The sequence below is a fragment of the Ruegeria pomeroyi DSS-3 genome, from assembly GCF_000011965.2.
GTDB lineage: Bacteria > Pseudomonadota > Alphaproteobacteria > Rhodobacterales > Rhodobacteraceae > Ruegeria_B > Ruegeria_B pomeroyi.
In genome coordinates this window covers 1,061,689-1,082,791 of the sequence record NC_003911.12, presented here as the reverse complement: position 1 = coordinate 1,082,791, position 21,103 = coordinate 1,061,689, and the positions used below count along the sequence as shown (strand labels likewise).

The 21,103-nt window shown below is 64.8% G+C and carries 23 protein-coding genes; 13 read left to right on the top strand and 10 right to left on the bottom strand.

What is annotated here, in order from left to right:
* The first annotated feature begins 42 nt into the window (after positions 1-42).
* Positions 43-918 (top strand): hypothetical protein, encoded by an 876-nt coding sequence (locus tag SPO_RS05205; RefSeq protein WP_011046782.1) that lies wholly within the window; start codon positions 43-45, stop codon positions 916-918.
* Positions 919-954: 36 nt separating this feature from the next.
* On the opposite strand, the gene SPO_RS05200 is transcribed toward SPO_RS05205, so the two are convergent.
* Entirely contained in the window at positions 955-1,215 is a 261-nt protein-coding gene (locus tag SPO_RS05200; RefSeq protein WP_011046781.1) for a DUF2312 domain-containing protein, read from the bottom strand.
* A gap of 146 nt (positions 1,216-1,361) precedes the next feature.
* Here SPO_RS05200 and SPO_RS05195 point away from each other — a divergent pair, with 146 nt between their 5' ends.
* Positions 1,362-1,583, top strand: a complete 222-nt coding sequence (locus SPO_RS05195; protein WP_011046780.1) for a hypothetical protein — start codon at positions 1,362-1,364, stop codon at positions 1,581-1,583.
* A 24-nt stretch (positions 1,584-1,607) separates the two neighbouring features.
* On the opposite strand, the gene SPO_RS05190 is transcribed toward SPO_RS05195, so the two are convergent.
* Positions 1,608-1,823, bottom strand: coding sequence for a hypothetical protein (locus tag SPO_RS05190; protein ID WP_044027959.1), 216 nt, complete (start codon positions 1,821-1,823; stop codon positions 1,608-1,610).
* A gap of 257 nt (positions 1,824-2,080) precedes the next feature.
* On the opposite strand from SPO_RS05190, the gene SPO_RS05185 reads away from it, so the two are divergent.
* From SPO_RS05185 to SPO_RS05170, 4 genes are read left to right on the top strand one after another with little or no spacing between them, the layout of a single operon-like run.
* Positions 2,081-2,944 (top strand): MBL fold metallo-hydrolase, encoded by an 864-nt coding sequence (locus SPO_RS05185; protein ID WP_044027957.1) that lies wholly within the window; start codon positions 2,081-2,083, stop codon positions 2,942-2,944.
* A 40-nt stretch (positions 2,945-2,984) separates the two neighbouring features.
* Positions 2,985-3,413, top strand: coding sequence for a YeeE/YedE family protein (locus SPO_RS05180; protein WP_011046777.1), 429 nt, complete (start codon positions 2,985-2,987; stop codon positions 3,411-3,413).
* Entirely contained in the window at positions 3,413-3,844 is a 432-nt protein-coding gene (locus SPO_RS05175) for a DUF6691 family protein (protein ID WP_011046776.1), read from the top strand. Before SPO_RS05180 ends, SPO_RS05175 begins: the two co-directional genes overlap by 1 nt.
* A gap of 9 nt (positions 3,845-3,853) precedes the next feature.
* Positions 3,854-4,285, top strand: a complete 432-nt coding sequence (locus tag SPO_RS05170; protein WP_011046775.1) for a TIGR01244 family sulfur transferase — start codon at positions 3,854-3,856, stop codon at positions 4,283-4,285.
* A gap of 19 nt (positions 4,286-4,304) precedes the next feature.
* Here the strand turns inward: SPO_RS05170 and SPO_RS05165 are convergent, their stop codons facing one another.
* The 5 genes from SPO_RS05165 to SPO_RS05145 all read right to left on the bottom strand — a co-directional run bounded on the left by SPO_RS05165 (position 4,305) and on the right by SPO_RS05145 (position 10,291).
* Complete coding sequence (locus SPO_RS05165) at positions 4,305-5,468, bottom strand: FliM/FliN family flagellar motor C-terminal domain-containing protein (protein WP_044027956.1); 1,164 nt, start codon at positions 5,466-5,468, stop codon at positions 4,305-4,307.
* Between the two features lie 81 nt (positions 5,469-5,549).
* On the bottom strand, positions 5,550-8,228 hold the full coding sequence (locus tag SPO_RS05160) for a sensor histidine kinase (protein ID WP_011046773.1): 2,679 nt from the start codon (positions 8,226-8,228) through the stop codon (positions 5,550-5,552).
* Positions 8,225-8,530: a hypothetical protein gene (locus SPO_RS05155; RefSeq protein WP_011046772.1), complete on the bottom strand. Its 306-nt coding sequence runs from the start codon at positions 8,528-8,530 to the stop codon at positions 8,225-8,227. Before SPO_RS05155 ends, SPO_RS05160 begins: the two co-directional genes overlap by 4 nt.
* On the bottom strand, positions 8,527-8,907 hold the full coding sequence (locus SPO_RS05150; protein WP_011046771.1) for a response regulator transcription factor: 381 nt from the start codon (positions 8,905-8,907) through the stop codon (positions 8,527-8,529). The genes SPO_RS05155 and SPO_RS05150 overlap by 4 nt, the downstream gene beginning before the upstream one ends.
* Positions 8,908-8,992: 85 nt before the next feature.
* On the bottom strand, positions 8,993-10,291 hold the full coding sequence (locus SPO_RS05145) for a helix-turn-helix transcriptional regulator (RefSeq protein ID WP_011046770.1): 1,299 nt from the start codon (positions 10,289-10,291) through the stop codon (positions 8,993-8,995).
* Positions 10,292-10,519: 228 nt separating this feature from the next.
* Here SPO_RS05145 and SPO_RS05140 point away from each other — a divergent pair, with 228 nt between their 5' ends.
* From SPO_RS05140 to SPO_RS05115, 6 genes are all read left to right on the top strand, one after another.
* Positions 10,520-11,872, top strand: coding sequence for a substrate-binding protein (locus SPO_RS05140; protein ID WP_011046769.1), 1,353 nt, complete (start codon positions 10,520-10,522; stop codon positions 11,870-11,872).
* Positions 11,873-11,976: 104 nt separating this feature from the next.
* A complete protein-coding gene (locus SPO_RS05135) occupies positions 11,977-13,008 on the top strand; it encodes a branched-chain amino acid ABC transporter permease (protein ID WP_044027955.1) in 1,032 nt (343 codons plus the stop codon).
* A gap of 3 nt (positions 13,009-13,011) precedes the next feature.
* The gene (locus SPO_RS05130) at positions 13,012-14,214 is read left to right on the top strand and encodes a branched-chain amino acid ABC transporter permease (protein ID WP_011046767.1); all 1,203 of its coding nucleotides are present in this window, start codon (positions 13,012-13,014) and stop codon (positions 14,212-14,214) included.
* A 12-nt stretch (positions 14,215-14,226) separates the two neighbouring features.
* Entirely contained in the window at positions 14,227-14,982 is a 756-nt protein-coding gene (locus tag SPO_RS05125) for an ABC transporter ATP-binding protein (RefSeq protein WP_011046766.1), read from the top strand.
* Positions 14,983-15,051: 69 nt separating this feature from the next.
* On the top strand, positions 15,052-15,807 hold the full coding sequence (locus SPO_RS05120; protein ID WP_011046765.1) for an ABC transporter ATP-binding protein: 756 nt from the start codon (positions 15,052-15,054) through the stop codon (positions 15,805-15,807).
* Positions 15,808-15,997: 190 nt separating this feature from the next.
* Positions 15,998-16,864 carry a glycosyltransferase family 2 protein gene (locus SPO_RS05115; protein WP_044027954.1) on the top strand — a complete coding sequence of 289 codons (867 nt, stop codon included), beginning with the start codon at positions 15,998-16,000 and terminating at the stop codon, positions 16,862-16,864.
* Position 16,865: 1 nt separating this feature from the next.
* On the opposite strand, the gene SPO_RS05110 is transcribed toward SPO_RS05115, so the two are convergent.
* From SPO_RS05110 to SPO_RS05100, 3 genes are read right to left on the bottom strand one after another with little or no spacing between them, the layout of a single operon-like run.
* On the bottom strand, positions 16,866-17,669 hold the full coding sequence (locus SPO_RS05110) for a 3-hydroxybutyrate dehydrogenase (RefSeq protein WP_011046763.1): 804 nt from the start codon (positions 17,667-17,669) through the stop codon (positions 16,866-16,868).
* The gene (locus SPO_RS05105) at positions 17,666-19,174 is read right to left on the bottom strand and encodes a class I adenylate-forming enzyme family protein (protein ID WP_011046762.1); all 1,509 of its coding nucleotides are present in this window, start codon (positions 19,172-19,174) and stop codon (positions 17,666-17,668) included. Before SPO_RS05105 ends, SPO_RS05110 begins: the two co-directional genes overlap by 4 nt.
* Positions 19,171-20,331: an acetyl-CoA acetyltransferase gene (locus SPO_RS05100; protein ID WP_011046761.1), complete on the bottom strand. Its 1,161-nt coding sequence runs from the start codon at positions 20,329-20,331 to the stop codon at positions 19,171-19,173. Before SPO_RS05100 ends, SPO_RS05105 begins: the two co-directional genes overlap by 4 nt.
* Before the next feature lie 90 nt (positions 20,332-20,421).
* Between SPO_RS05100 and SPO_RS05095 the strand changes: the two genes are divergently transcribed.
* Entirely contained in the window at positions 20,422-20,958 is a 537-nt protein-coding gene (locus SPO_RS05095; RefSeq protein ID WP_011046760.1) for a LuxR C-terminal-related transcriptional regulator, read from the top strand.
* Positions 20,959-21,103: the final 145 nt, after the last annotated feature.

Sequence of the window (21,103 nt, the reverse complement as noted above, 5' to 3'; positions counted from 1 at the left end):
GGGAACTATCTGTTTGTTTTTCATAAGGAAGCCGGGCAAACGATGCAGGTGGTATTCCATACCGGCGCGCATGGCACCGACGATGATCGGCTGATCAGGTGCCTGCTGAGCAACAAGGAACCGTTTTCCCAGCGTGGTATTGCCGTTCCGGGGCCAGCGCAGTATCGCGCCCTGTTCAAGAAGGTGCTGACCGCGCTGGACGAGGCAGAGCCGGAACCACAGGCCCGCGAGGTGCTGATAGAGACGATCCTGGATGGCGAGGTGGCCGACAGAGTGATCTTTTCGGATGCCAATTTCTTTGGCTCCCACTGGTCGGCACTGGGCAAGGGCATGTTCTATCCCCGTGCCGCACCCCGAATGGCGAACCTGCAGTCCATCTTTGCCTATGACCAGGTCGAGATGTTCATGGCGATCCGCAACCCGGCCAGTTTCGTCCCCGATATCCTTGGCGCCCTGCCTGAAAAAGGTGCCGCCGAGGCGATGGATGGCATCGACCTGAACAAATTGCACTGGACCGGCCTGGTCGAAAGCATCCGTGCTGCCGCCCCGAACGTGCAGCTGACCCTGTGGTGCAACGAGGATACGCCGCTGATCTGGGCGCAGATCATCCGCGATATGGCCGGGCTGGAACATGGCAACAAGATCGTCGGCGGCTTCTCGCTGCTGTCCGAGATCATGTCCAAGGAGGGCATGGTACGCTTTCGCGCCTATCTGGCCGAACATCCCGAGCTGAGCGAGATGCAGAAACGCCGGGTCATCGCCGCATTTCTGGACAAATACGCGCTGGAAGACGCGGTCGAGGAAGAGCTGGATCTGCCCGGCTGGACCCATGAACTGGTCGACCAGCTGACCGAGCGGTATGACGAGGATGTGTTCAGCCTGCAACGCATCCCCGGAGTGCAGTTCATCGCCCCCTGACCCGTCCGGCTGTGGACGGGTCCGCGGGCGCGACGCTCAGGCCATGCCCAGCGCCGCTTTGTACATCTCCAGCACCGCCTCTTCCTCGGCGATATCGTCCTTGTCGCGCTTGCGCAGGGCGACGATCTTACGCATGACCTTGGTGTCATAGCCACGCGCCTTGGCCTCGGCCATCACCTCTTTCTGCTGGTCGGCGATGTCCTTCTTTTCCTGCTCCAGCCGTTCGATCCGTTCGATGAACTGGCGCAATTCGCCTGCGGCGATCCCGTAATTGGCGTCTGACTGGGGCTGATCCATCGGTGCGATCTCCATCGGTGAGTTATGCGGCGACGAGCGGGATAGCGCGGCGCCGGTTCGCCTGCAAGGATCATTTCCCGCCGGTTGCACCGGATAGGCCGATAGGGTAACGCGGGCGCGCAGTCAGCGTAACAGGCGGGGCGATCATGCTGTTCGACATCATCATCTGGGCGGGGGCCGCCCTGTCGCTGCTCGGGCTGGCCGGGCTGGTCTGGTGCATCCTGCGCGTCAACCGCGCCCGCAAGGCAGGGCTGAGTGACGACGATCTGCGCGCTGCGGTTCAGGCGGTGCTACCCTGGAACCTGGGCGCGCTGTTCCTGTCCGTGATCGGGTTGATGATGGTCATGGTCGGGATTTCGCTGGGCTGAGCGCGACGCGCCCAGAACGGTACATCAAACCGGCATATTGTCGAACTGCGCCTCGACCGCGTCCTCGCACAGCGCCGCGTCCAGCTGGCGCAGGCGGGCGGGCACCTTCAGCCCCTGCTGACGCATCCGGTCCATGATCTTGCTGAATTCCGGCTGCAACTCCAGACGGGTGTTCAGCGACGCGCCTTCGACCCGGCGCTCCAGACGCTCGGCGGCGCGGTAGAGATCCTGTGCTGTCATGTGTCCTCTCCCCATTGTCAGAACCGACTTTGCCACAGGCAGGTAACAGGCATAAGAAATTTCCCGGACAATTGGCCCCATCCCGAGGCCAAAGGCGCGATCTGCCTGTTTTCGCAGCGGCTGCCGTATCCTTGCACAGCCCTGCAGCGCCCACATTGACCGATATCAAACCGCGCCCGGGCATATAAAATGGCACATGGCAGTTGCATCATATTCATGATTCACCATATGATCTGGGAAACCAACAGGAGCCCGTCATGACCCCCTTCGTAAAAGCCTTCTTCGACGAAGCCACCTTTACGGTGTCCTACGTGGTGCGTGAGCCCGACGGCCGCGCCTGCGCCATCGTCGACAGCGTGCTGGATTTCGACCACGCCTCGGGCCGGACCAACACCGCCTCGGCCGATGCGATCGTGAACTATGTCACCGCCGAGGGGCTGAATGTCGAGTGGATCCTCGAAAGCCACGTGCATGCCGACCACCTGTCCGCCGCCCCCTATCTGCAGGAGCGGCTGGGCGGCAAGATCGGCATCGGTGCCAATATCACCGTTGTGCAGGATACCTTTGGCAAGGTGTTCAACGAGGGCACCGAGTTCCAGCGCGACGGCAGCCAGTTCGACGCGCTGTTCCGCGAGGGTGACAGTTTCCATATCGGCCAGATGCGCGGCGACGTGTTGCACACGCCCGGCCACACGCCGGCCTGCCTGACCTATGTGATCGGTGACGCGGCCTTTGTCGGCGATACGCTGTTCATGCCCGATTTCGGCACCGCGCGCTGCGATTTCCCGGGCGGCTCCTCGGCGACGCTCTACCAGTCGATCCAGAAAATCCTGGCGCTGCCGGACGACACCCGCATCTTTGTCGGCCATGACTACAAGGCGCCGGGACGTGACGAATATGCCTGGGAAACCACGGTGGGCGAACAAAAGGCCCTGAACGTCCATATCGGCCAGGGCCGCAGCATCGAGGAGTTCGTCCAGATGCGCGACGCCCGCGATGCCACGCTGGGCATGCCGCGGCTGATCCTGCCCTCGCTGCAGGTCAACATGCGCGCGGGTCAGATGCCGCCGGCCGATGAACAGGGCAATGTCTATCTGAAACTGCCGGTCAACAAGCTCTGACCGGCGGACCAATCAAGCGCGAACAGGGAACACGGTTAAAATGGAAACGGATTGGATTTGGGGGCTGGTCGGCGGGTTGCTGATCGGCACCGGCGGGGCGGTCTATCTGCTGGGCAATGGCCGCATCATGGGGGCCAGCGGCATTCTGGGTGGCCTGATCGACGGGACCGGCCGCAGCAACTGGGTCGAACGGGCGGTGTTCCTGTTCGGGGTCGTGGTGGCGCCGCTGCTGCTCTGGCCGCTCTACAGCGTCGAGATCGACACCCATGTGACCAGTGATATCTGGGTCATCGTGGCCGCCGGCCTGCTGGTCGGGGTCGGCACCCGGATCGCCAATGGCTGCACCTCGGGCCATGGGGTCTGCGGCATCTCGCGCTTTTCGCTGCGCGGTATCGTCGCGACGGTGTTCTACATCCTCGCCGGTGGCCTGACGCTGGCGATCTTCCGCCATGTTCTGGGGGTGATCTGATGCGCTTGCTGATTTCACTGATCGCGGGGGCGCTGTTTGGCGGCGGCCTGTTTGTCTCGGGCATGACCGATACGCGCAAGGTGCAGGGCTGGCTGGATGTGTTCGGCGACTGGGACCCGACGCTGGCCTTTGTGATGGGCGGCGCCATCCTGCCGATGCTGCTGGCCTGGCGCCTGACCGAGGGGCGCAAGCCGCTGGCGGGCGGCAGCTTTCCGGCGCTGCCCCGGCCCGAGATGGATCATCGCCTGATCACCGGCTCGGTGCTGTTCGGCATGGGCTGGGGCCTGGCCGGGCTGTGCCCCGGCCCGGCCATCGCCTCGCTCAGCTATGGTGGCGTCGGCGGGCTGATTTTCCTGGTTGCGATGCTGGCGGGCATGGCGGTGGCACCGCGCGTCGGCACGCAACTGGACAGGCTTGCGGCAACGGCCTAAGGAGCGGATATGGATATTCGACCGATCACCCCCCGCTACGCCGTCTCGCCGCAGATTTCGGTCGAGGACATTACCGCCATCGCAGCCGCCGGGTTCACCCGGATCATCTGCAACCGCCCCGATGCCGAGGTACCGCCCAGCCATCAGGCGGCGGCCATTGGTGAGGCGGCGCGCGCGGCGGGGCTGGAGTTCGAGGTGCTGGAACTGACGCACCAGACCATGACACCCGAGAACGTGGCGCTGCAAGGCACGCTTGCCGAATCTGCCAGTGGCCCGGTTCTGGCCTATTGCGCCTCGGGCACCCGCTGCTCGGTCGTCTGGGCGCTGGGCCAGTGCGGCGTGCTGGGCGCCGACGACGTGCTGAACAAGACCGCGGCGGCGGGCTATCAGCTCGAGGCGCTGCGCCCCCGGCTCGAAGAGATCGCTCAGGCGCGCGGGTAACCGCACGCCTGCGGCCGGATCAGTTTGATTCGGCCGTTTCCTCCTCGCGCGGCAATCCGGCCAGTTCGGCGATTTCCGTGGCGACCTGATCGGTGCTCAGCGCGGGCAGATCATATTCCGACAGCGCGTCCAGATCGCCCTCGGCCTCGGTATCCACATCCTCGTAATCCTCGGCCCGGTGGCGCGGGCGCGCGGGCGGTCGTGCCTCGTGGTCGATCACATCCGGATCGGGCGGAGTTTCGGGTCTCTGTCCCTCGCCGGGTTTGTGCGCCAGGAACCCGTCCGGCCCCTGCTCTATCCGCTCGGGATCGGGCAGCTTCTCGTTCAGACGCACCGCCCGCATGCCGCGACACTGGCCCAGCCGGGCCAGCGCCACCTGGCGCCCCTCGATGGTCACGATCTCTGTCCTGTCCAGCTTGAGTCCCACCAAAGGCAGCAGATCGCCCGGCTGCATTCCGGCAAAGGCGGCAAGCGGCAGACGGATGCGCGAGATCACCGCATCCAGATCGGCGCGCACCACGCCGAATGCCGCATCCAGATGCAGCCCCTGCGGCGCAGCAGCGCCCTCGGCGCCCTCCAGCGCCGCCTCGGGCCGGTCGGGCAGAATCAGGGTGATCTGGCCCTGCGCCTTGCCCCCGGCAATCTCGGCGGTCAGGTCGAACACCCGGTAGCGGTCGTATTCCAGCAGCAGCAACAGCGCCCTGCGGCTTTCGGCACGCGCGCAAAATTCATACCCGGTCAGGCAGACGCGATCGAGGGGTTGGTCCACCATGTCGCGCGCGCGCGGCAGCAGCGCGTCGATCAGCGGCGCCACCATGGCCGCATCGGTGCCGGTAAAGGCCCGCTCGACAAAGCCGCCCGCCACCACCTGACCCATGGTCTGCTGTTGCAGGATAGCGGTCACACAGGCCCGGTCCATACAGGCCGCGCCCAGTGCCCCCTCTGGCCCCGACAGCATCAGATAAAGCCGGTCCTCGGCCACCGCCCGGCCCAGCTCATCCAGTTCCCGCCGGGCCTGGGTCGCCCCGATCACCGACATCGCCAGCCCCACCGCCTCATCCGCGGCGCGGGCCAGCGCCAGACGCAGCGCCCGCAGGATCGAGCGGGTATCGCCCTGCCGCTCGTCCCGGGCCAGGGCCAGTTTCCGTTCCAGAACCGTCTTGTTTTCCGCGTCCGTCGCCATCACATGCGTTTCGCCTGCCGCTCCGCCTCAGTCACCAGACAGGTGTAGCGCGCCAAGCGTTACCAAGCTCTTTACGAAGATCTATTGCGCGGCAATTTCCATGCCGACCGGCAGGCTGACGCGGAACGCGCCGCCCTCCTGCCCCGAGAGATAGCTGATATCGCCGCCCAGGCGCTGCATGATCTCGCGGCAGATCGCCAGGCCCAGCCCGGCGCCGCCAGCCTTTTCGGCGCCGACGCGGGCAAACTTCTCGAATACCATCTTGCGCGCATCCCTGGGGATGCCGCTGCCATTGTCGATCAGATCGACCACGATCCGGCCGCCCACATCATGCACGGTCACGCTCAGTTCGGGGTCGGCGGCATCGCAGTATTTCTGGGCATTTGTGATCAGGTTGATGAACACCTGCGACAGCCGGTCCAGATCGGTGCGCAGCACGATCCGTTCGGCACCGCGATGGCGCCGCACCCGCAACGGCCGGTCGGTCCCGGTCAACGCGGTCGCCATGGCTCGGTCGAGGACATCCACCAACCTTCCCTGCCCCATGTTCAGCGTCACCTGGCCGTTTTCCAGCACGCTCAGATCCAGCAGATCGTCCAGCAGCCGGGTCAGCCTCAACGCCTCGTCATGGATGATGGCCGCATAGCGGGTCTTGTCCACCGGCGCGAGCCCGTCGGTATCGCGCAGGATCTCGGAGAACGCCCGGATCGAGGTCATCGGCGTGCGCAATTCGTGGCTGATCTGGCTGAGGAACGCGTCCTTTTGCAGCGAGATCTGGGTCAGCTTCTCGTTCGCCTCGCGCAGCTTGCGGGCAGTGCGGCTCAGCTCGGCCGATTTCGCCTCGAGCCGGCTGGAATATTCCAGCAGCTGCGCCGATTCGTCGGCCACCGCCAGCAGGTCCTCGACCGAGACCGAAGAGCCGCCGACGATCTGGCCAATCATCGCATGGGCCGTGGCCGCCCCGACCGAGCCGCTCAGCTCCCGCTCCAGCCGCTCCAGAAAGGCAGGCGTCGGCTCGGGCAGATAGGCGCGGCTGCCCTGCGCCATTGCCTCGGACTGAAAAAATTCCTGCGCCTCGCGCGCGCCCATGATGCGCTGCGACATGATCATCAGATCCTCGCTCTGCGCGACCGAGCCGGTCCAGCCGCGCGGCCCGGCGGAATGATCGAACACATTGACGAATTGCGCGCCCTGCAAGCGCTCCAGCGGGCTGGGAAAGCTGAGCAGCGAGGCGATGCAGAAAGCGGCGGTGTTCAGCGACAGCGACCACATGACCGAATGCACCATCGGGTCCATCCCGGCGATGCCGAACAGCGCCTGCGGGCGCAGCCAGGACAGGCCGAAAAGACCATGCTCCATCACTTGGGGCGCGATCACCCCCGCGCCCATTCCGGGCAGCAACAGGGTATAGAGCCAAAGGACAAACCCCACCGTCAATCCCACCAGCGCGCCGGTCCGGGTGGCACCGCGCCAGAACAGGCCACCCACCAGCGCCGGCAGGATCTGCGCGATCCCGGCAAAGGCGATCAACCCGATCGAGGCCAGCGCCGCGCCGCCGCCCGAGAGGCGGTAATAGAAATAGCCCAGCGCCAGGATCACGGCGATCGACACCCGCCGGGCATAGAGCACGACCGAGCGCACATCGCCCGAAACCGAGGCGCCGCTGCCCTGTGCGTTCAGCCAGATCGGCATCACGATATGGTTCGACACCATGGTCGACAGCGCCATGGCCGCCACGATCACCATCGAGGTCGCCGAGGAAAACCCGCCCAGAAAGGACAGCATCGCCAGCGTCTCCTGGCCTTCGGCCAGCGGGATGGTCAGCACGAACAGGTCGGGATTGGCCCCCTCGGGCATAAGCTCCAGCCCGACCACGGCGATGGGCACCACGAACAGGCTCATCAGCATCAGATAAAGTGGAAAGGCCCAGGCAGCGGTGCGCAGGTGGCGTTCGTCGTCATTCTCGACCACCATCACCTGGAACATGCGCGGCAGGCAGACAAAGGCCGCCGCCGCCAGAAAGGTGATGGTCGCCCAGCGCCCGTGGTCGACCTGCCAGACTCCGATTTCCGAGGCGTCGATGCGCGCCAGCGTGTCACCCAGACCGCCCGCGATACCCCAGACCACAAAGACCCCAACCGCCAGCAACGCTACCAGCTTGACCACCGCCTCGATGGCGACGGCGGTGACCACGCCGTGGTGGCGCTCGTTGGCGTCCAGGTTGCGGGTGCCGAACAGGATCGCAAACACCGCCAGCCCGCAGGCGACCCAGAAGGCGCTTGACCCCTCGCCCGGGCGGCTGACCGGATCGGCCTCGGCAAAGATGTCGAAGCTGAGGGTAATCGACTGGAGTTGCAGCGCGATATAGGGGGTGACGCCGATCACCGCCAGCAGGGTGACGCAGACCGCCAGCGTGTTCGACTTGCCATAGCGCGACGAGATCAGGTCGGCGATCGAGGTGACCCGCTGCGAGCGGCCTACCCGCACCAGCTTGCGCAGGCCCCACCACCAGCCGATCATCACCAGGGTCGGCCCCAGATAGATGGTGACAAACTCCAATCCCGAACGCGCCGCATAACCCACCGCGCCGTAAAAGGTCCAGGCGGTGCAATAGATCGACAGCGACAGCGTATAAACCAGCGGCGAGCGCAGCCAGGTGGTGCGCCCGGTCGAGGACAACCGGTCAGCGGCAAAGGCGACCCCGAACAGCAGGATCACATAGGCCATGCAGACCGCGACCAGAACGTTGAGCGAGGTCACCGCTCCGGCTCCTGCGCGATCTGGCGGTCACCGCCCTGACGTGTGGCGCGGCCGAACAGGGCGCTGACCGCGATTAGGACGGCCCAGACACCGAACACATAGGTGATGGCCGCCGACATCCGCACCGTGCCCGCCTCGTCGGTGGGCCATAACAACGGCACCGCAAACAGCGCCGCCCCCATCAGCGGCAACAACCGCGCGGCATCCATCAGGCGGCGGCGGCGATAGCTTTGCCGTTCCAGAAACACCGGCGGCGGCTGGAGCGGGCCGCGCCCGGCCTCCTCGCCCGCCGGGCCTTTCATGGTCGCGATGCCTGCGCGTGCAGATCGCGCACCGCCGTCAGCACCTCGGTATTCGAGAACGGTTTGGTCATGAACCGGCTGACACCGGCCTTTTCCGCCATGTCGCGATCACGCGACTGGCCCCGCGCGGTCAGCATAAGCACCGGCAGATCCTGTGTTGCGGCCTGCTCGCGCAACTCGCGCAGGATATCCATGCCACTCTTGCCGGGCAGCATCACGTCGAGGATCACCAGATCGGGCAGGGCCGTGGTGATTATGTCGACTGCATCCGCCCCATCCGCATGCGTTTCCACCTGCCAGCCATCGCGCGACAGCAGAAAGCGGATCGCTTCGGCGATGTTCGGCTCGTCTTCGATCAGCAGAACTCGTCGGCTCATCCTTGCCTCTTCCTCCCCCCAAAAACGGCGGGCTGCTGCCCGCTCGTATTCTCAAATATAGATTAGACACGCTGTCGCGGGCCTGTCAAAACCCTTCGGACAGGATCGACGGTTCACGCCGGGCGGGGCAGTCGCCGCGCGGACAGACCCGGCACGACGCACCAACCGGCTGGGCCGGCTGTCTTCCGCGCTCGGTTGCGGGCACCGGCAGGATCAGCATCACCGACCGGATCACCGGATCGCTGTCGAAATCGAGCATCTCCTCGGGCCAGGCCACGGCAAGACAATCGAACTCGACCGCGTTGCGCCCCAGTTGCGACACCCGCCGGCGGATCGGCGTCAGCGGCCGTCCCAGCGCGGTATAGAGCGGCCAGAGCGGGCAGGACTCTCCATGCCGGGGCAAGGCGAACCCGGTGATCGGTTTGCGGAACAGGATACTGCCCGACGCGTCGCAGATCACCAGCCCGACCTCATAGGGCAACACCCCCTCGGGCAGGCTGGCCAGACGCCGGAACATCGCGGGCAGCCCGACGTCGAAGCGCCGCGCCAGCGCCACCGGGTCAAGGCCCAGCGCGTCCAGCGCCGCCTCCATCTCGGGCAACGGCATGGCGCGGGCATCGGCGGCGTAATCGCCGAGTATCACACGCGCGATCTCGCGCGCGGCGCCCGAGGCCAGATCGTCGAGCGGCACCGACTCGATATCGCCACCCGCCTCGAGCTCGGGAAAATGGTTGCCATGCCCGGCGACAAAGGCCTCGACCTGTTCGACCGGCACGCCGGTGCGGTCTTCGATCGCCTGGCTGTCGTCAAGCCAGCCCACCAGCGATTTCGAACTTTCCGCCAGCCGTTCGGCATCCTGGTGCAGGTTGCGGTGAAACCGGTCGCGCCATTCCGCTTCCAGCTCGCCCGGCTCGGCCAGGATCGCAGCGGTCGAGCGGATCGCCGCGGCGGTCGAGAGCACCTCGTGCAGCGAGGCGGCCAGATGCGGGTCATGTGTCAGCCGGTCCGACAGGGTCTCGACCGTGCGCTCCAGCGACCCGACCCGGCGAAAGAGCCGCGCCAGCAGCTCGGCCCAGCCGGGAAAGCGGCCCGCGAACTCGTCGATCCGGTCGGCCTCGGCGCCGGTCGGGCTGGCATCGGCGGCGGCCTCGCGCAGGGTCGCCAGCAGCGCCGCCTCGGCCCCCTCGGTCAGCATCGAGGGCTCGACAGACAGGGCTGCGGCGATATCGACCAACAACTTGCCGCCGATTCTGCGGCGATTATGCTCGATCAGGTTGAGATAGGAGGCAGAGATATCCACCTCGCGAGCGAGATCGGCCTGCCTGAGTCCGATCATCAGCCGACGCTCGCGGATTCGGCTTCCGGTCAGTGTGTCGCGCGCCATGATATCCCATTCCCCGAATGTGAAGAGAAATCAATGGGTTTCTGCGGCGCAACGTAATTTTCTTTACACATCCACGGCCCCTCGTGTTGATTGATTTACAATATTTCCCTTCCATTTAAAGGGTTTATTGCTAAATTTTCCAACCCCCTATCATACTTCTTTTGCACATATGTGCCTGCGCCAAGCGGATGAGGAGCCGCCGCGCACGCAATCTTTTGGGAGGAAAACATGTCAAAGAACCAAGTCACGCGCCGGGGCGTGCTCAAAACCGGTGCGGTTGCCGGGGCCGGTGTGGCCCTGCCGACGATCTTCACCGCCTCTTCGGCCGCCGCCTATACCAACGAACCCACCGGTGGCACCGTCACCCTGGGTTTCAACGTGCCCCAGACCGGCCCCTATGCGGATGAAGGCAATGACGAATTGCTGGCGCAGCAGCTGGCGGTCGAGCATCTGAACGGGATGGGCGACGGCGGCTGCCTGAACACATTCACCTCGAAGGCGCTCAAGGGGAACGGCATCCTGGGCAAGAAGGTCCAGTTCGTGACCGGCGACACCCAGACCAAGTCGGACGCCGCCCGCGCATCGGCCAAGTCGATGATCGAAAAGGACGGCGCCATCATGATCAACGGCGGCTCGTCCTCGGGCGTGGCTGTTGCCGTGCAGGGCCTGTGCCAGGATGCGGGCGTGATCTTCATGGCCGGCCTGACCCATGCCAACGACACCACCGGCAAGGACCGCAAGGCCAATGGCTTCCGTCATTTCTTCAACGCCTACATGTCGGGTGCCGCGCTGGCGCCGGTGCTGGCCAAGGAGATGGGCTCGGATCGGCGCGCCTATCACCTGACCGCCGACTACAACTGGGGCTGGACCCAGGAAGAGTCGATCGTGGCCTCGACCGAGGCGCTGGGCTGGGAAACCGTGAACACGGTCAAGACCCCGCTCGCCTCGACCGATTTCTCGTCCTACATCGCGCCGGTCCTGAACTCGGGCGCCGACGTGCTGGTTCTGAACCACTATGGCGGCAACATGGTCAACTCGCTGACCAACGCCATCCAGTTCGGCCTGCTGGACAAGGTCGCCAACGGCAAGGACTTCAAGATCGTCGTGCCGCTCTATTCGGAACTGATGGCCGCCGGTGCCGGCGACAACATCAAGGGCGTGCTGGGCTCGATGAACTACAACTGGCAGCTCGACAACGAGGGCTCGCGCGCCTTCGTCAAGTCGTTCGGCGAGAAATACGGCAAACCGCCGTCGAACTCGGCCCAGACCTGCTATGCGCAGGTTCTGCTTTATGCCGATGCCTGCGAACGGGCAGGAACCTTCAACCCCTGCGGTGTGGTCGAAGCGCTGGAAGGCTTCGAATTCGACGGTCTGGGCAACGGCAAGACGCTCTATCGCGCCGATGACCACCAGTGCTTCAAGGACGTTCTGGTCGTGCGCGGTGCGCAGAACCCGACCAACGCCTATGACACGCTGGAAATCGTCGAGGTCACCCCGGTCGCGCAGGTCATGTATCCGCCGAACCACCCGATGTTCGGTGGCGACGAGGCCACGCTGGGCCAGTGCAACCCGGGCGCCTGATCAGGCAACCGGATCTTTCGACGACAAGTCTTGAAATGTCGTGACCTTGCTCTTCCCGATCGCGCATCGGGAAGAGCAATCAGTACCAGCCAAGGGTGGGGACGATGGACGCAATCCTGCTGCAAATTCTAAACGGGCTCGACAAGGGCTCTGCCTATGCGCTGATCGCGCTGGGTCTGACGCTGATCTTCGGGACACTGGGCGTCGTCAACTTCGCCCATGGCGCGCTGTTCATGATCGGGGCGTTCTGCGCCGTCATGCTGCAACGCATTCTCAACCTGAGCTTTCAGACCATCGACGAAACACAGAAGGATTTCCTCGGCAATCCGCTGAAAGTCGATACCCCCTATGTTCATTCCTGGTTCGGGCCCGAGACCGGCGCCGCGATCATCGACTGGTCGGTGCCGCTGGCGGTGATTTTCGCCATCCCGATCATGCTGTTCATCGGCTATGCGATGGAACGCGGGCTGATCAAGCATTTCTACAAGCGTCCCCATGCCGACCAGATCCTGGTGACCTTTGGCCTGGCCATCGTGTTGCAGGAGATCATCAAGTATTTCTTCGGCGCCAACCCGATCCAGACGCCGGAACCCTCGGCGCTCAAGGGCTCGCTCGACATCGGGCTGATGCTGGGCTTTGATCCGAACGCGATCATCTATCCGATCTGGCGCCTGGTCTATTTCGCCTTTGCGGCGGTGATCATCGGCGGTGTCTTCGCCTTCCTGCAATTCACCACCTTCGGCATGGTGGTGCGCGCGGGCATGGCCGATCGCGAGACCGTGGGCCTGTTGGGCATCAACATCGACAAGCGGTTTACCATCATGTTCGGCATCGCCGCCGGTGTCGCCGGTCTGGCGGGTGTCATGTACGGGCCGCTCAACCCGCCCAACTATCACATGGGGATGGATTTCCTGGTGCTCAGCTTCGTCGTCGTCGTGGTCGGCGGCATGGGCAGCCTGCCGGGCGCGGTCGCGGCCGGGTTCCTGCTGGGTGTGCTGGAAAGTTTTGCCTCGACCACCTGGGCCACCACCACCATCCCGGGCATCAACCAGATCATCATCTATCTGGTCGCAATCATCATTCTGCTGACCCGTCCTCGGGGCCTGTTGGGCCGCAAGGGCGTGATGGAGGACTAACCCATGCTGGGACTGGACAAGAAAGACACCTCGCTTCTGATCATCGTGGCGATCCTCACCCTGCTGGCGCCGTTCATCCTGAACCCCTTCCCGACCGGAAGCGCCATGGCGCAGTTCAACGCAGGCTATCCCGACCTGATGCAGCGGTTCGTGATCTTCGGCATCTTCGCCATCGGCTTCAACATCCTGTTCGGCCTGACCGGCTATCTCAGCTTCGGTCACGCGGCCTTCCTTGGCGTCGGCTCCTATTCGGCCGTGTGGATGTTCAAGCTGCTCAGCTACAACGTGATCCCGGCCATCGCATTGAGCGTTGTCGTGGCCGCGCTATTCGCGCTTCTGATCGGCTATGTCAGCCTGCGCCGCTCGGGCATCTACTTCTCGATCCTGACGCTGGCCTTTGCGCAGATGAGCTTTGCGCTGGCCTATTCGGTGCTGTCGAACCCCAAGTTCAATCTGACCAACGGGGAAACCGGGCTTCAGGTCTATGCCGATGATCCGCAGATCTTCCACCGTGACGGCCTGCCCGACATGCCGCATCTGTTCGGCCTGTCGATGCGCTCGACCTACAAGCTCGACCTCGGCGCCTGGAGCTTTGACTTCAACGCGGGCTACTATCTGTGCGCGGTGATCATGATGGTCATGTTCTACCTGGCCATCCGCATCTTCCGCTCGCCATTCGGCATGATGCTGCGGGCGGTGAAGTCGAACCAGCAGCGCATGAACTATACCGGTCTCAATCCGCGTCCCTATACGCTGGCGGCCTTTGTGATCTCGGGCATGTATGCCGGCCTGGCCGGTGGCCTGATGGCGGCGATGGACCCGCTGGCCGGCGCCGAGCGGATGCAGTGGACCGCAAGCGGTGAGGTGGTGCTGATGACCATCCTGGGCGGTGCAGGTACCCTGATCGGGCCGGTTCTGGGCGCGGGTTTCATCAAGTATTTCGAGAATATCTTCTCGAAGATCAACGATACCATCCTGCACCAGTGGTTCAGCTTCCTGCCCGACGGGATCGAGGACTTCATGGTCTTTATCGTGCACCCGTTCATCGGCAAGGGCTGGCACCTGACGCTGGGCATCCTGTTCATGCTGGTGGTGATCTTCCTGCCCGGTGGCCTTGTGGAAGGCGGCCAGAGGCTGGGCAACTGGCTGCGCAACCGGGGCAAGCGGACCAGTGAGGCCAAGACCAAGCACGAGCCTGCGGAATAAGGAGCCGGGATCATGGGAATTCTCGAAGTCAAGAACGTGGGCAAGCGGTTCGGTGGCCTTCAGGCGCTGTCCGATGTCAACCTGAGCGTGGCCGAAAACACCGTTCACGCGATCATCGGGCCAAATGGCGCGGGCAAGTCCACCCTGCTCAACTGCCTGGTCGGCAAGCTGATCCCGGACAGTGGCAGCGTCATGTTCGACGGTCAGTCGGTGCTGGGCCGCGCGCCTTACGAGATCAATCAGATGGGCATCAGCCGCGTGTTCCAGACGCCCGAGATCTTTGGCGATCTGACGGTGCTGGAAAACATGATGATCCCCTGTTTCGCCCGCCGCGACGGGGCGTTCGAACTGAACGCCCTGCCCTCGGTCGGCAGTCAGAAGGATGTCGTGGAACAGGCCATGCACATGCTGGAAGAGATGCGGATGGCCGACAAGCGCCACATGCACGCGGCCTCGATGTCGCGCGGTGACAAGCGGCGGCTGGAAATCGGCATGTGCCTGAGCCAGCAGCCCCGCCTGCTGCTTTTGGACGAGCCCACCGCGGGCATGGCGCGGGCCGATACCAACAACACCATCGACCTGCTCAAGCAGATCAAAGAGGAACGCGACATCACCATCGCGATCATCGAACATGACATGCATGTGGTGTTCAGCCTGGCCGAGCGGATCACCGTTCTGGCCCAGGGCACGCCCCTGGTCGAGGACACGCCGGAAAACATCAAGGGTCATCCGAAGGTGCGCGAAGCCTATCTGGGCGAAAGTGCGTAAGGGAGTGCGTCACTCATCCCGAAAAGTGGGAACCGGTTTTTGGATAAGATGAGTGAGAAAGGATAAACGATGAACGTAAAACCCGATTTCTCCAAGAACGCCAACCAGGCCACCACGGCGCCCGCCTTTCTGTCGGTCTGGGACATGCACGCCTATTACGGCGAGAGCTACATCGTGCAGGGCGTGAACTTCAACGTGCACGAGGGCGAGATACTCGCCCTGCTGGGGCGCAACGGGGCGGGCAAGACCTCGACCCTGCGCTCGATCGCGCGCACCGGCTCGCCGCTGGTGACCCATGGCGAGATCTGGCTGGACCATCAGCCGCTGCACAACATGGCCAGCTACGAGGCCGCGCAGGCCGGGCTGGGCCTGGTGCCCGAGGATCGCCGCATCATCCCCGGCCTGACGGTCGAGGAGAACCTGCAACTGGCCCAGATCGCGCCGCCGGTCGGCTGGTCGCTGGAGCGGCTGTATGACCTGTTCCCGCGCCTGGGTGAGCGGCGCAAGCAGGAGGGTGTCACGCTTTCGGGCGGCGAACAGCAGATGCTGGCCATCGCCCGCGCGCTGGCCCGCGACATCAAGGTATTGCTGCTGGACGAACCCTATGAGGGGCTGGCGCCGGTCATCGTGGACGAGATCGAAAAGACCCTTATCCACATCAAGGAACAGGGCATGACCACGATCATCGTCGAACAGAACGCGGTGCGGGCGCTTGAACTGGCCGACCGCGCGGTGATCCTGGACACCGGCACCATCGTTTTCGACGGCAGCGCCGCCGAGGTGCTGGGCAATGCCGAATTGCGCGCCGAATATCTGGCGATCTGACATCACACTCCCCGTCGCGCAGGGCAATCAGCCCCTGCCGATACCTTGAGACCGGCCCTGAAGGGCCGGTTCTTTTTTGCGCGCGACCGTTTTCCGGCACGGAAAACGGCCAGGAAAAGATCTTTTCCTGGCCGGAAATTTCCAATTTCCGGCTCTTGTCCGACAGGCCCGGCCCTGCCTAAATGAGCGCATGAAAATCTGTGCGATCACCATGGTTTACCGCGATCACTGGGCGCTTGGCCAATGGTACCGCCATTTCGCGCGCCAGCTGGGGGCCGAACATCTCTATGTGGTGGCTCATGGCGCCGACCCCGAGATTGCCCGCATCTGCCCCGGCGCCAGCATCCTGACCATCCCGCGCGCGGATCTCAGCCGCTTCGACACCCGCCGGGGCGACATGCTCAACGCCTTTCAGAACGGGTTGAACCAGATCTATGATTGGGTGATCCGCACCGACGCGGATGAGCTGATCTGCCTCGACCCCGCGCGTTTCGACAGTTTTGCCGATTTCTTCGCCCGCCAGCGCCGCAGCGCCGTCTTTGCGCTGGGACTGAATCTGGGCGAACGGGCCGAGGACGCCACGCTGCAAGGAGATGAACCGGTCCTGAACCATCGCCAGAGCGCGGTCTTCACCGGCAACTATTCCAAGGCCTGGGCCGTGCGCAACAGGATCGGCCTCAAGTCGCACGGGGTGCAGCTGCGCCCGGCGCGGGTCGAGGGGTTTCCCTTCGTCATGCCGCGCGGCGCCTATCTTGTGCATCTGAAATACGCCAACAGCGCCGCGCTGGCGCGCTCGGCCGACCACCGGCGCGAGGTGGCCGAACAGCCGGGTCTGGGCAATCCCGGTCAGGCCTGGCTGAACCCCGGCACCGACAGCCGCCGCTTCTTCAAACAATTCGAGGCGCTGCCTGAACTGCCTTGGGAGGAGGCCGAACCGCGCGCCTATGCCGATATCTCGACCGAACCGGTGCGCGAACCCGGCCCCGGCGTGGTGCGCGCACGCCGCGACACGCCGCGCCTCCGCACCCGCCTGCCCGACTGGTTCAGCGCGCTCTGACCTATTGCGCGGTCCAGCCGCCATCCACCGGGATCGCAGCCCCGGTCACGTTATGGGCGGTAGGGGCGCAAAGCCACAGCGCCAGCGCCCCGATCTCTGCCGGGTCCGAGGCCCGGCGCGAGGGCTGTTTCTCGGCCATCAGATCGGCCATCGCCGCCACCCTGTCGACCCCCAGTGCCGCCATCCGCGCTGCGATCTGCGGCTCGAGAATGGCGGTTTCGGTCCAACCCGGACAGATGCAATTCACGGTCACGCCGCCCCGGCCCCGATCACCAAGCGCTGCATATTCAAGTGCCGCCACCTTGCTGAGCCCGATCAGCCCGTGCTTGGCCGCCACATAGGGCGCCTTCTCGACTGAGCCCACCAACCCGTGCACCGAGGCGATATTGATCACCCGACCATAGCCGCGCTCGGCCATGGCGGGCATGGCCGCCTGCATGGTGTAGAAGGCGGCGCTGAGGTTGATAGACAGGATCGTCTCCCAGTTCTCGCCCGCCATCTGGGACAGCGGCGCGGTGCGCTGGATACCGGCATTGTTGACCAGGATATCGGCGCCACCCCAATGGGCCACCTCGCGCATCAGCATGGCGATCTGGCCAGGGTCGCGCAGGTCGCCGGCAAAGAACCGCGCCTCGGACGCGCCCGCCGCGCGCATCGCGGCACAGGCCGCCTCGGCCTCACCCGCATCCGCCAGCCCGTGCACCGCGATGCGGGCACCGCCCCCCGCCAGCACCTTGGCAATCGCCAGCCCGATCCCCTGGACCGAGCCGGTCACCAGCGCCGTCTTTCCACTCAGATCGGTCATCCCTCACCCTCCAGAATCCGGCGCAGTTCGGTCTTGAGAACCTTGCCGTAATTGTTCTTGGGCAGCTCCGGCAGCCAGCGATAATGTTTGGGCCGCTTGAACCGCGCGATGTTGCGGGTGCAGAGCGCGTCAAGCTCTGCCGCCGTGGCCTCGCCCACCACAAAGGCCACCACCTCCTCGCCCCAGTCGGGATGCGGGCGGCCCACCACCGAGGCCTCGCGCACCAGCGGATGGGTCAGCAACACCTCTTCGACCTCGCGGGGATAGATATTGGAGCCGCCCGAGATGATCAGATCCTTGGAGCGGTCCTGAAGCGTCAGATAACCCTCCGCATCCAGAAACCCCATATCGCCGGTCATCAGCCATCCGTCGCGCAAGGCCCTGGCGCTTGCCTGCGGGTTGCGCCAATATCCCGGCATCACCACGTCCCCGCGCACCATCACCTCGCCGGTCTGGCCCGGCGGCAGCGGCGCACCATCCCCATCGCCGATGCGCAACTCAACCGGGGATTGCGCGCGCCCGACACTGGCCAGCCGCTCCTGCCAGCGCGGATGGCTGCGGTCGGTCACGTCATGGCGCGACAGGGCGGTGATGCCCATCGGACATTCACCCTGACCATAGATCTGCACGAAGATCGGCCCGAAGTGCTCGACCGCCTCGACGATGTCTGCCAGATACATCGGCCCGCCCGCATAGACGACGGTGCGCAGCCCCTCGCCGGTTTCTCCGCTAGCGCGGGCCTGGTCGGTCATCCGCTTGACCATGGTGGGCGCGGCAAACATCTGGACCCGGGTGAAATGGCGCGCCAGACCGAAGATCTCACCCGGCTCGAACCCGCCCGAGGCCGGGCAGACATGGCGCGCCCCGCGCAGCACATGCACCATGTTGTACAGCCCGGCGCCATGGCTCATCGGGGCGGCATAAAGCACCGTATCCTCGGGTGTGACCGGATCCACATCCACCGGATAAGCCAGTGAGACCGCCATCAGCATCCGGTGGGTGATCATCACCCCCTTGGGCCTGCCCGTGGTGCCCGAGGTGTAAAAGAGCCAGGCCAGATCACCCGGATCGCATTGCGCCGGTGCCGCGACCGGATCGGCGGCAAGGATCGCGGCCAGCCCGGCCGTACCCGTCTCGACAATGCGGCCCGGCGCCTGCGCCGCGTGCAGCGCCGCGGCGAGATCGGGTGCAGCAAAGGTGATCGTGGTTTCGGAGTCGGCAAGGATGAACGCCGCCTCGCGCCCGTGCAGCTTGGCATTGATCGGCACTGCGGCAGCCCCGGCATACCAGATGCCGTATTGCAGGATCAGGTAATCGGGGCTGTTGCCCATGAACAGCGCAACCCGGTCGCCCGGCGCCACGCCCTGACTGCCGAGCCATCCCGCCACCCGCGCGGCGCGGTCGTGAAACGCCGCATAATCGGCCACCAGATCGCGCCCGAGAAACAGCGCCGGGCGCTCGCCACCCGCCTGCGCCTGCCGCGCCAGCCAGAGGCCGATGTTCATGCCTTGACCGGTTCCAGGATCGAGGCGTAATTGGCAACCCCCGATCCCCCCATGTTGAAGACCAGCCCCAGTTCGGCGCCCGGATGCTGCATCGCATCCGCCTGTCCCAGCACCTGGCGCGCGATGAGCGCATGCATGGATACACCTGTGGCGCCGACCGGATGCCCCTTGGCCTTGAGCCCGCCGGACAGGTTCACCGGCAGGCGCCCGCCTTCATGGACGACACCGCCCTCCAGCAGATCGGCGGCATGGCCATGGGCCGCCAGCCCCATCGCCTCGTAGATCAACAGCTCGGCAATGGTGAAACAGTCATGCACCTCGGCCACGTCGATATCGCTGACGGTAACCCCGGCCCGGTCATAGGCCCGGTGGATGGCCCGGCGCGGCCCCTCGAAGGCCAGCAGATCGCGCTGCGACATCGGCATAATATCGTTCACTTGCGCCACGCCACGCAGCCGCGCGGCCTTGGTCACGTCACCCAGCATGTCGTCGGCCACCAGCACCAGCGCCGCCGCCCCGTCCGAGACCAGCGAACAGTCGGTCTTTTTCAGCGGCGCGGCGATGATCGGGTTGCGATCGGACACCTCGGCACAGAACGCCTCGTCCAACGGTTTCTGCAACTGCGCCAGCGGGTTGTTGACCGAATTGCCGTGGTTCTTGGCGGCAATCCGGGCCAGCGCCCGGCTGTGATCGCCGTAACGCTCGAAATAGGCCTGCGCAAACTGCGCAAAGACACCCGGAAAGGACAGGCCCGCCTCTTCCTTTTGATACGCCGCATGGCCCAGGGCGGCGGCCACTTCGGCGGTGGGCAGATGCGTCATCTTTTCCACCCCGATCACCAGCGCCACCCGCGCCTCGCCCGACAGGATCGCCTGACGCGCGGCAAACACCGCCGCCGAACCCGAGGCACAGGCGTTTTCCAGCCGGGTCGCGGGTTTGAAGCGCAGGGCGGGGTCGATGCTCATCGCCAGCGACGCGGGGAACCCATCGCCAACCAGCCCGGCGTTGAAATGCCCGACCCAGATACCATCGACCGCCTCGGCGCCCAGCCCGGCATCAGCCAATGCATCGCGCCCGGCGGCGGTGATCATGTCCTCGACCGACATGTCTGTCAGCTTGCCGAACTTGGTATGCCCCCAGCCCGCGATGGAAACCATGGTTCATCCTCCCCAAATGATTTGTGGCAAATCCTGCCAAGACGCAGCTTTCGCTTCAATTCCGTAGAAATACCCGTCACCATACACAGCATGAGCGATCCCGGCTTCGAATATGCGCCTATCGGTCTGGTAGAGCTGGAAAACCGCGTCATCCGGCGGTGCAACCTGCATTTTGCCAGCATGTTCGGCGGGCAGGAAAGCGAGTATCGCGACATGCCGCTGCTCAGGCTGTATCCCAGTCACGAGGATTTCGAGCGCATCGGCAAGCGTGGCCTGCAGGTTATGCGCGAAACCGGCTATTACACCGACGAACGCATCATGCGCCGCCGCGACGGCGATCTGTTCTGGTGCCGGGCGCGGGGCAAGTCGCTGACGCCCGACGACCCGTTCCGCCACGGGATCTGGAGCTTTGCCGACATCTCGGAAGAGCGCCGGGTGGTCGAGCTGACCCCGCGCGAACGCGAGGTGGCGCTGCTGACCTGCCGGGGCCTCTCGGCCAAGGAGGTGGGCGTCGAACTGGGGCTCAGCTATCGCACCATCGAGGCGCATCGCGCCCGGTTGCTGCAAAAATTCGGCGCCCGCAAACTGCCGGAACTGGTGGCAAAACTGTCCGGGATGCCGCTTTGATCGCATTTTCCTCGCAATCGAGCGGCGCAAACCCCATGTTTCCCGGTGACAGGGCGCTTTTCATGGCCCGACGCTTGGCCTATAACGCCGCGTAATTCACGAGCCCGACCACCACAAACGGGCCAAGGGGAACCGTCGAGGACAC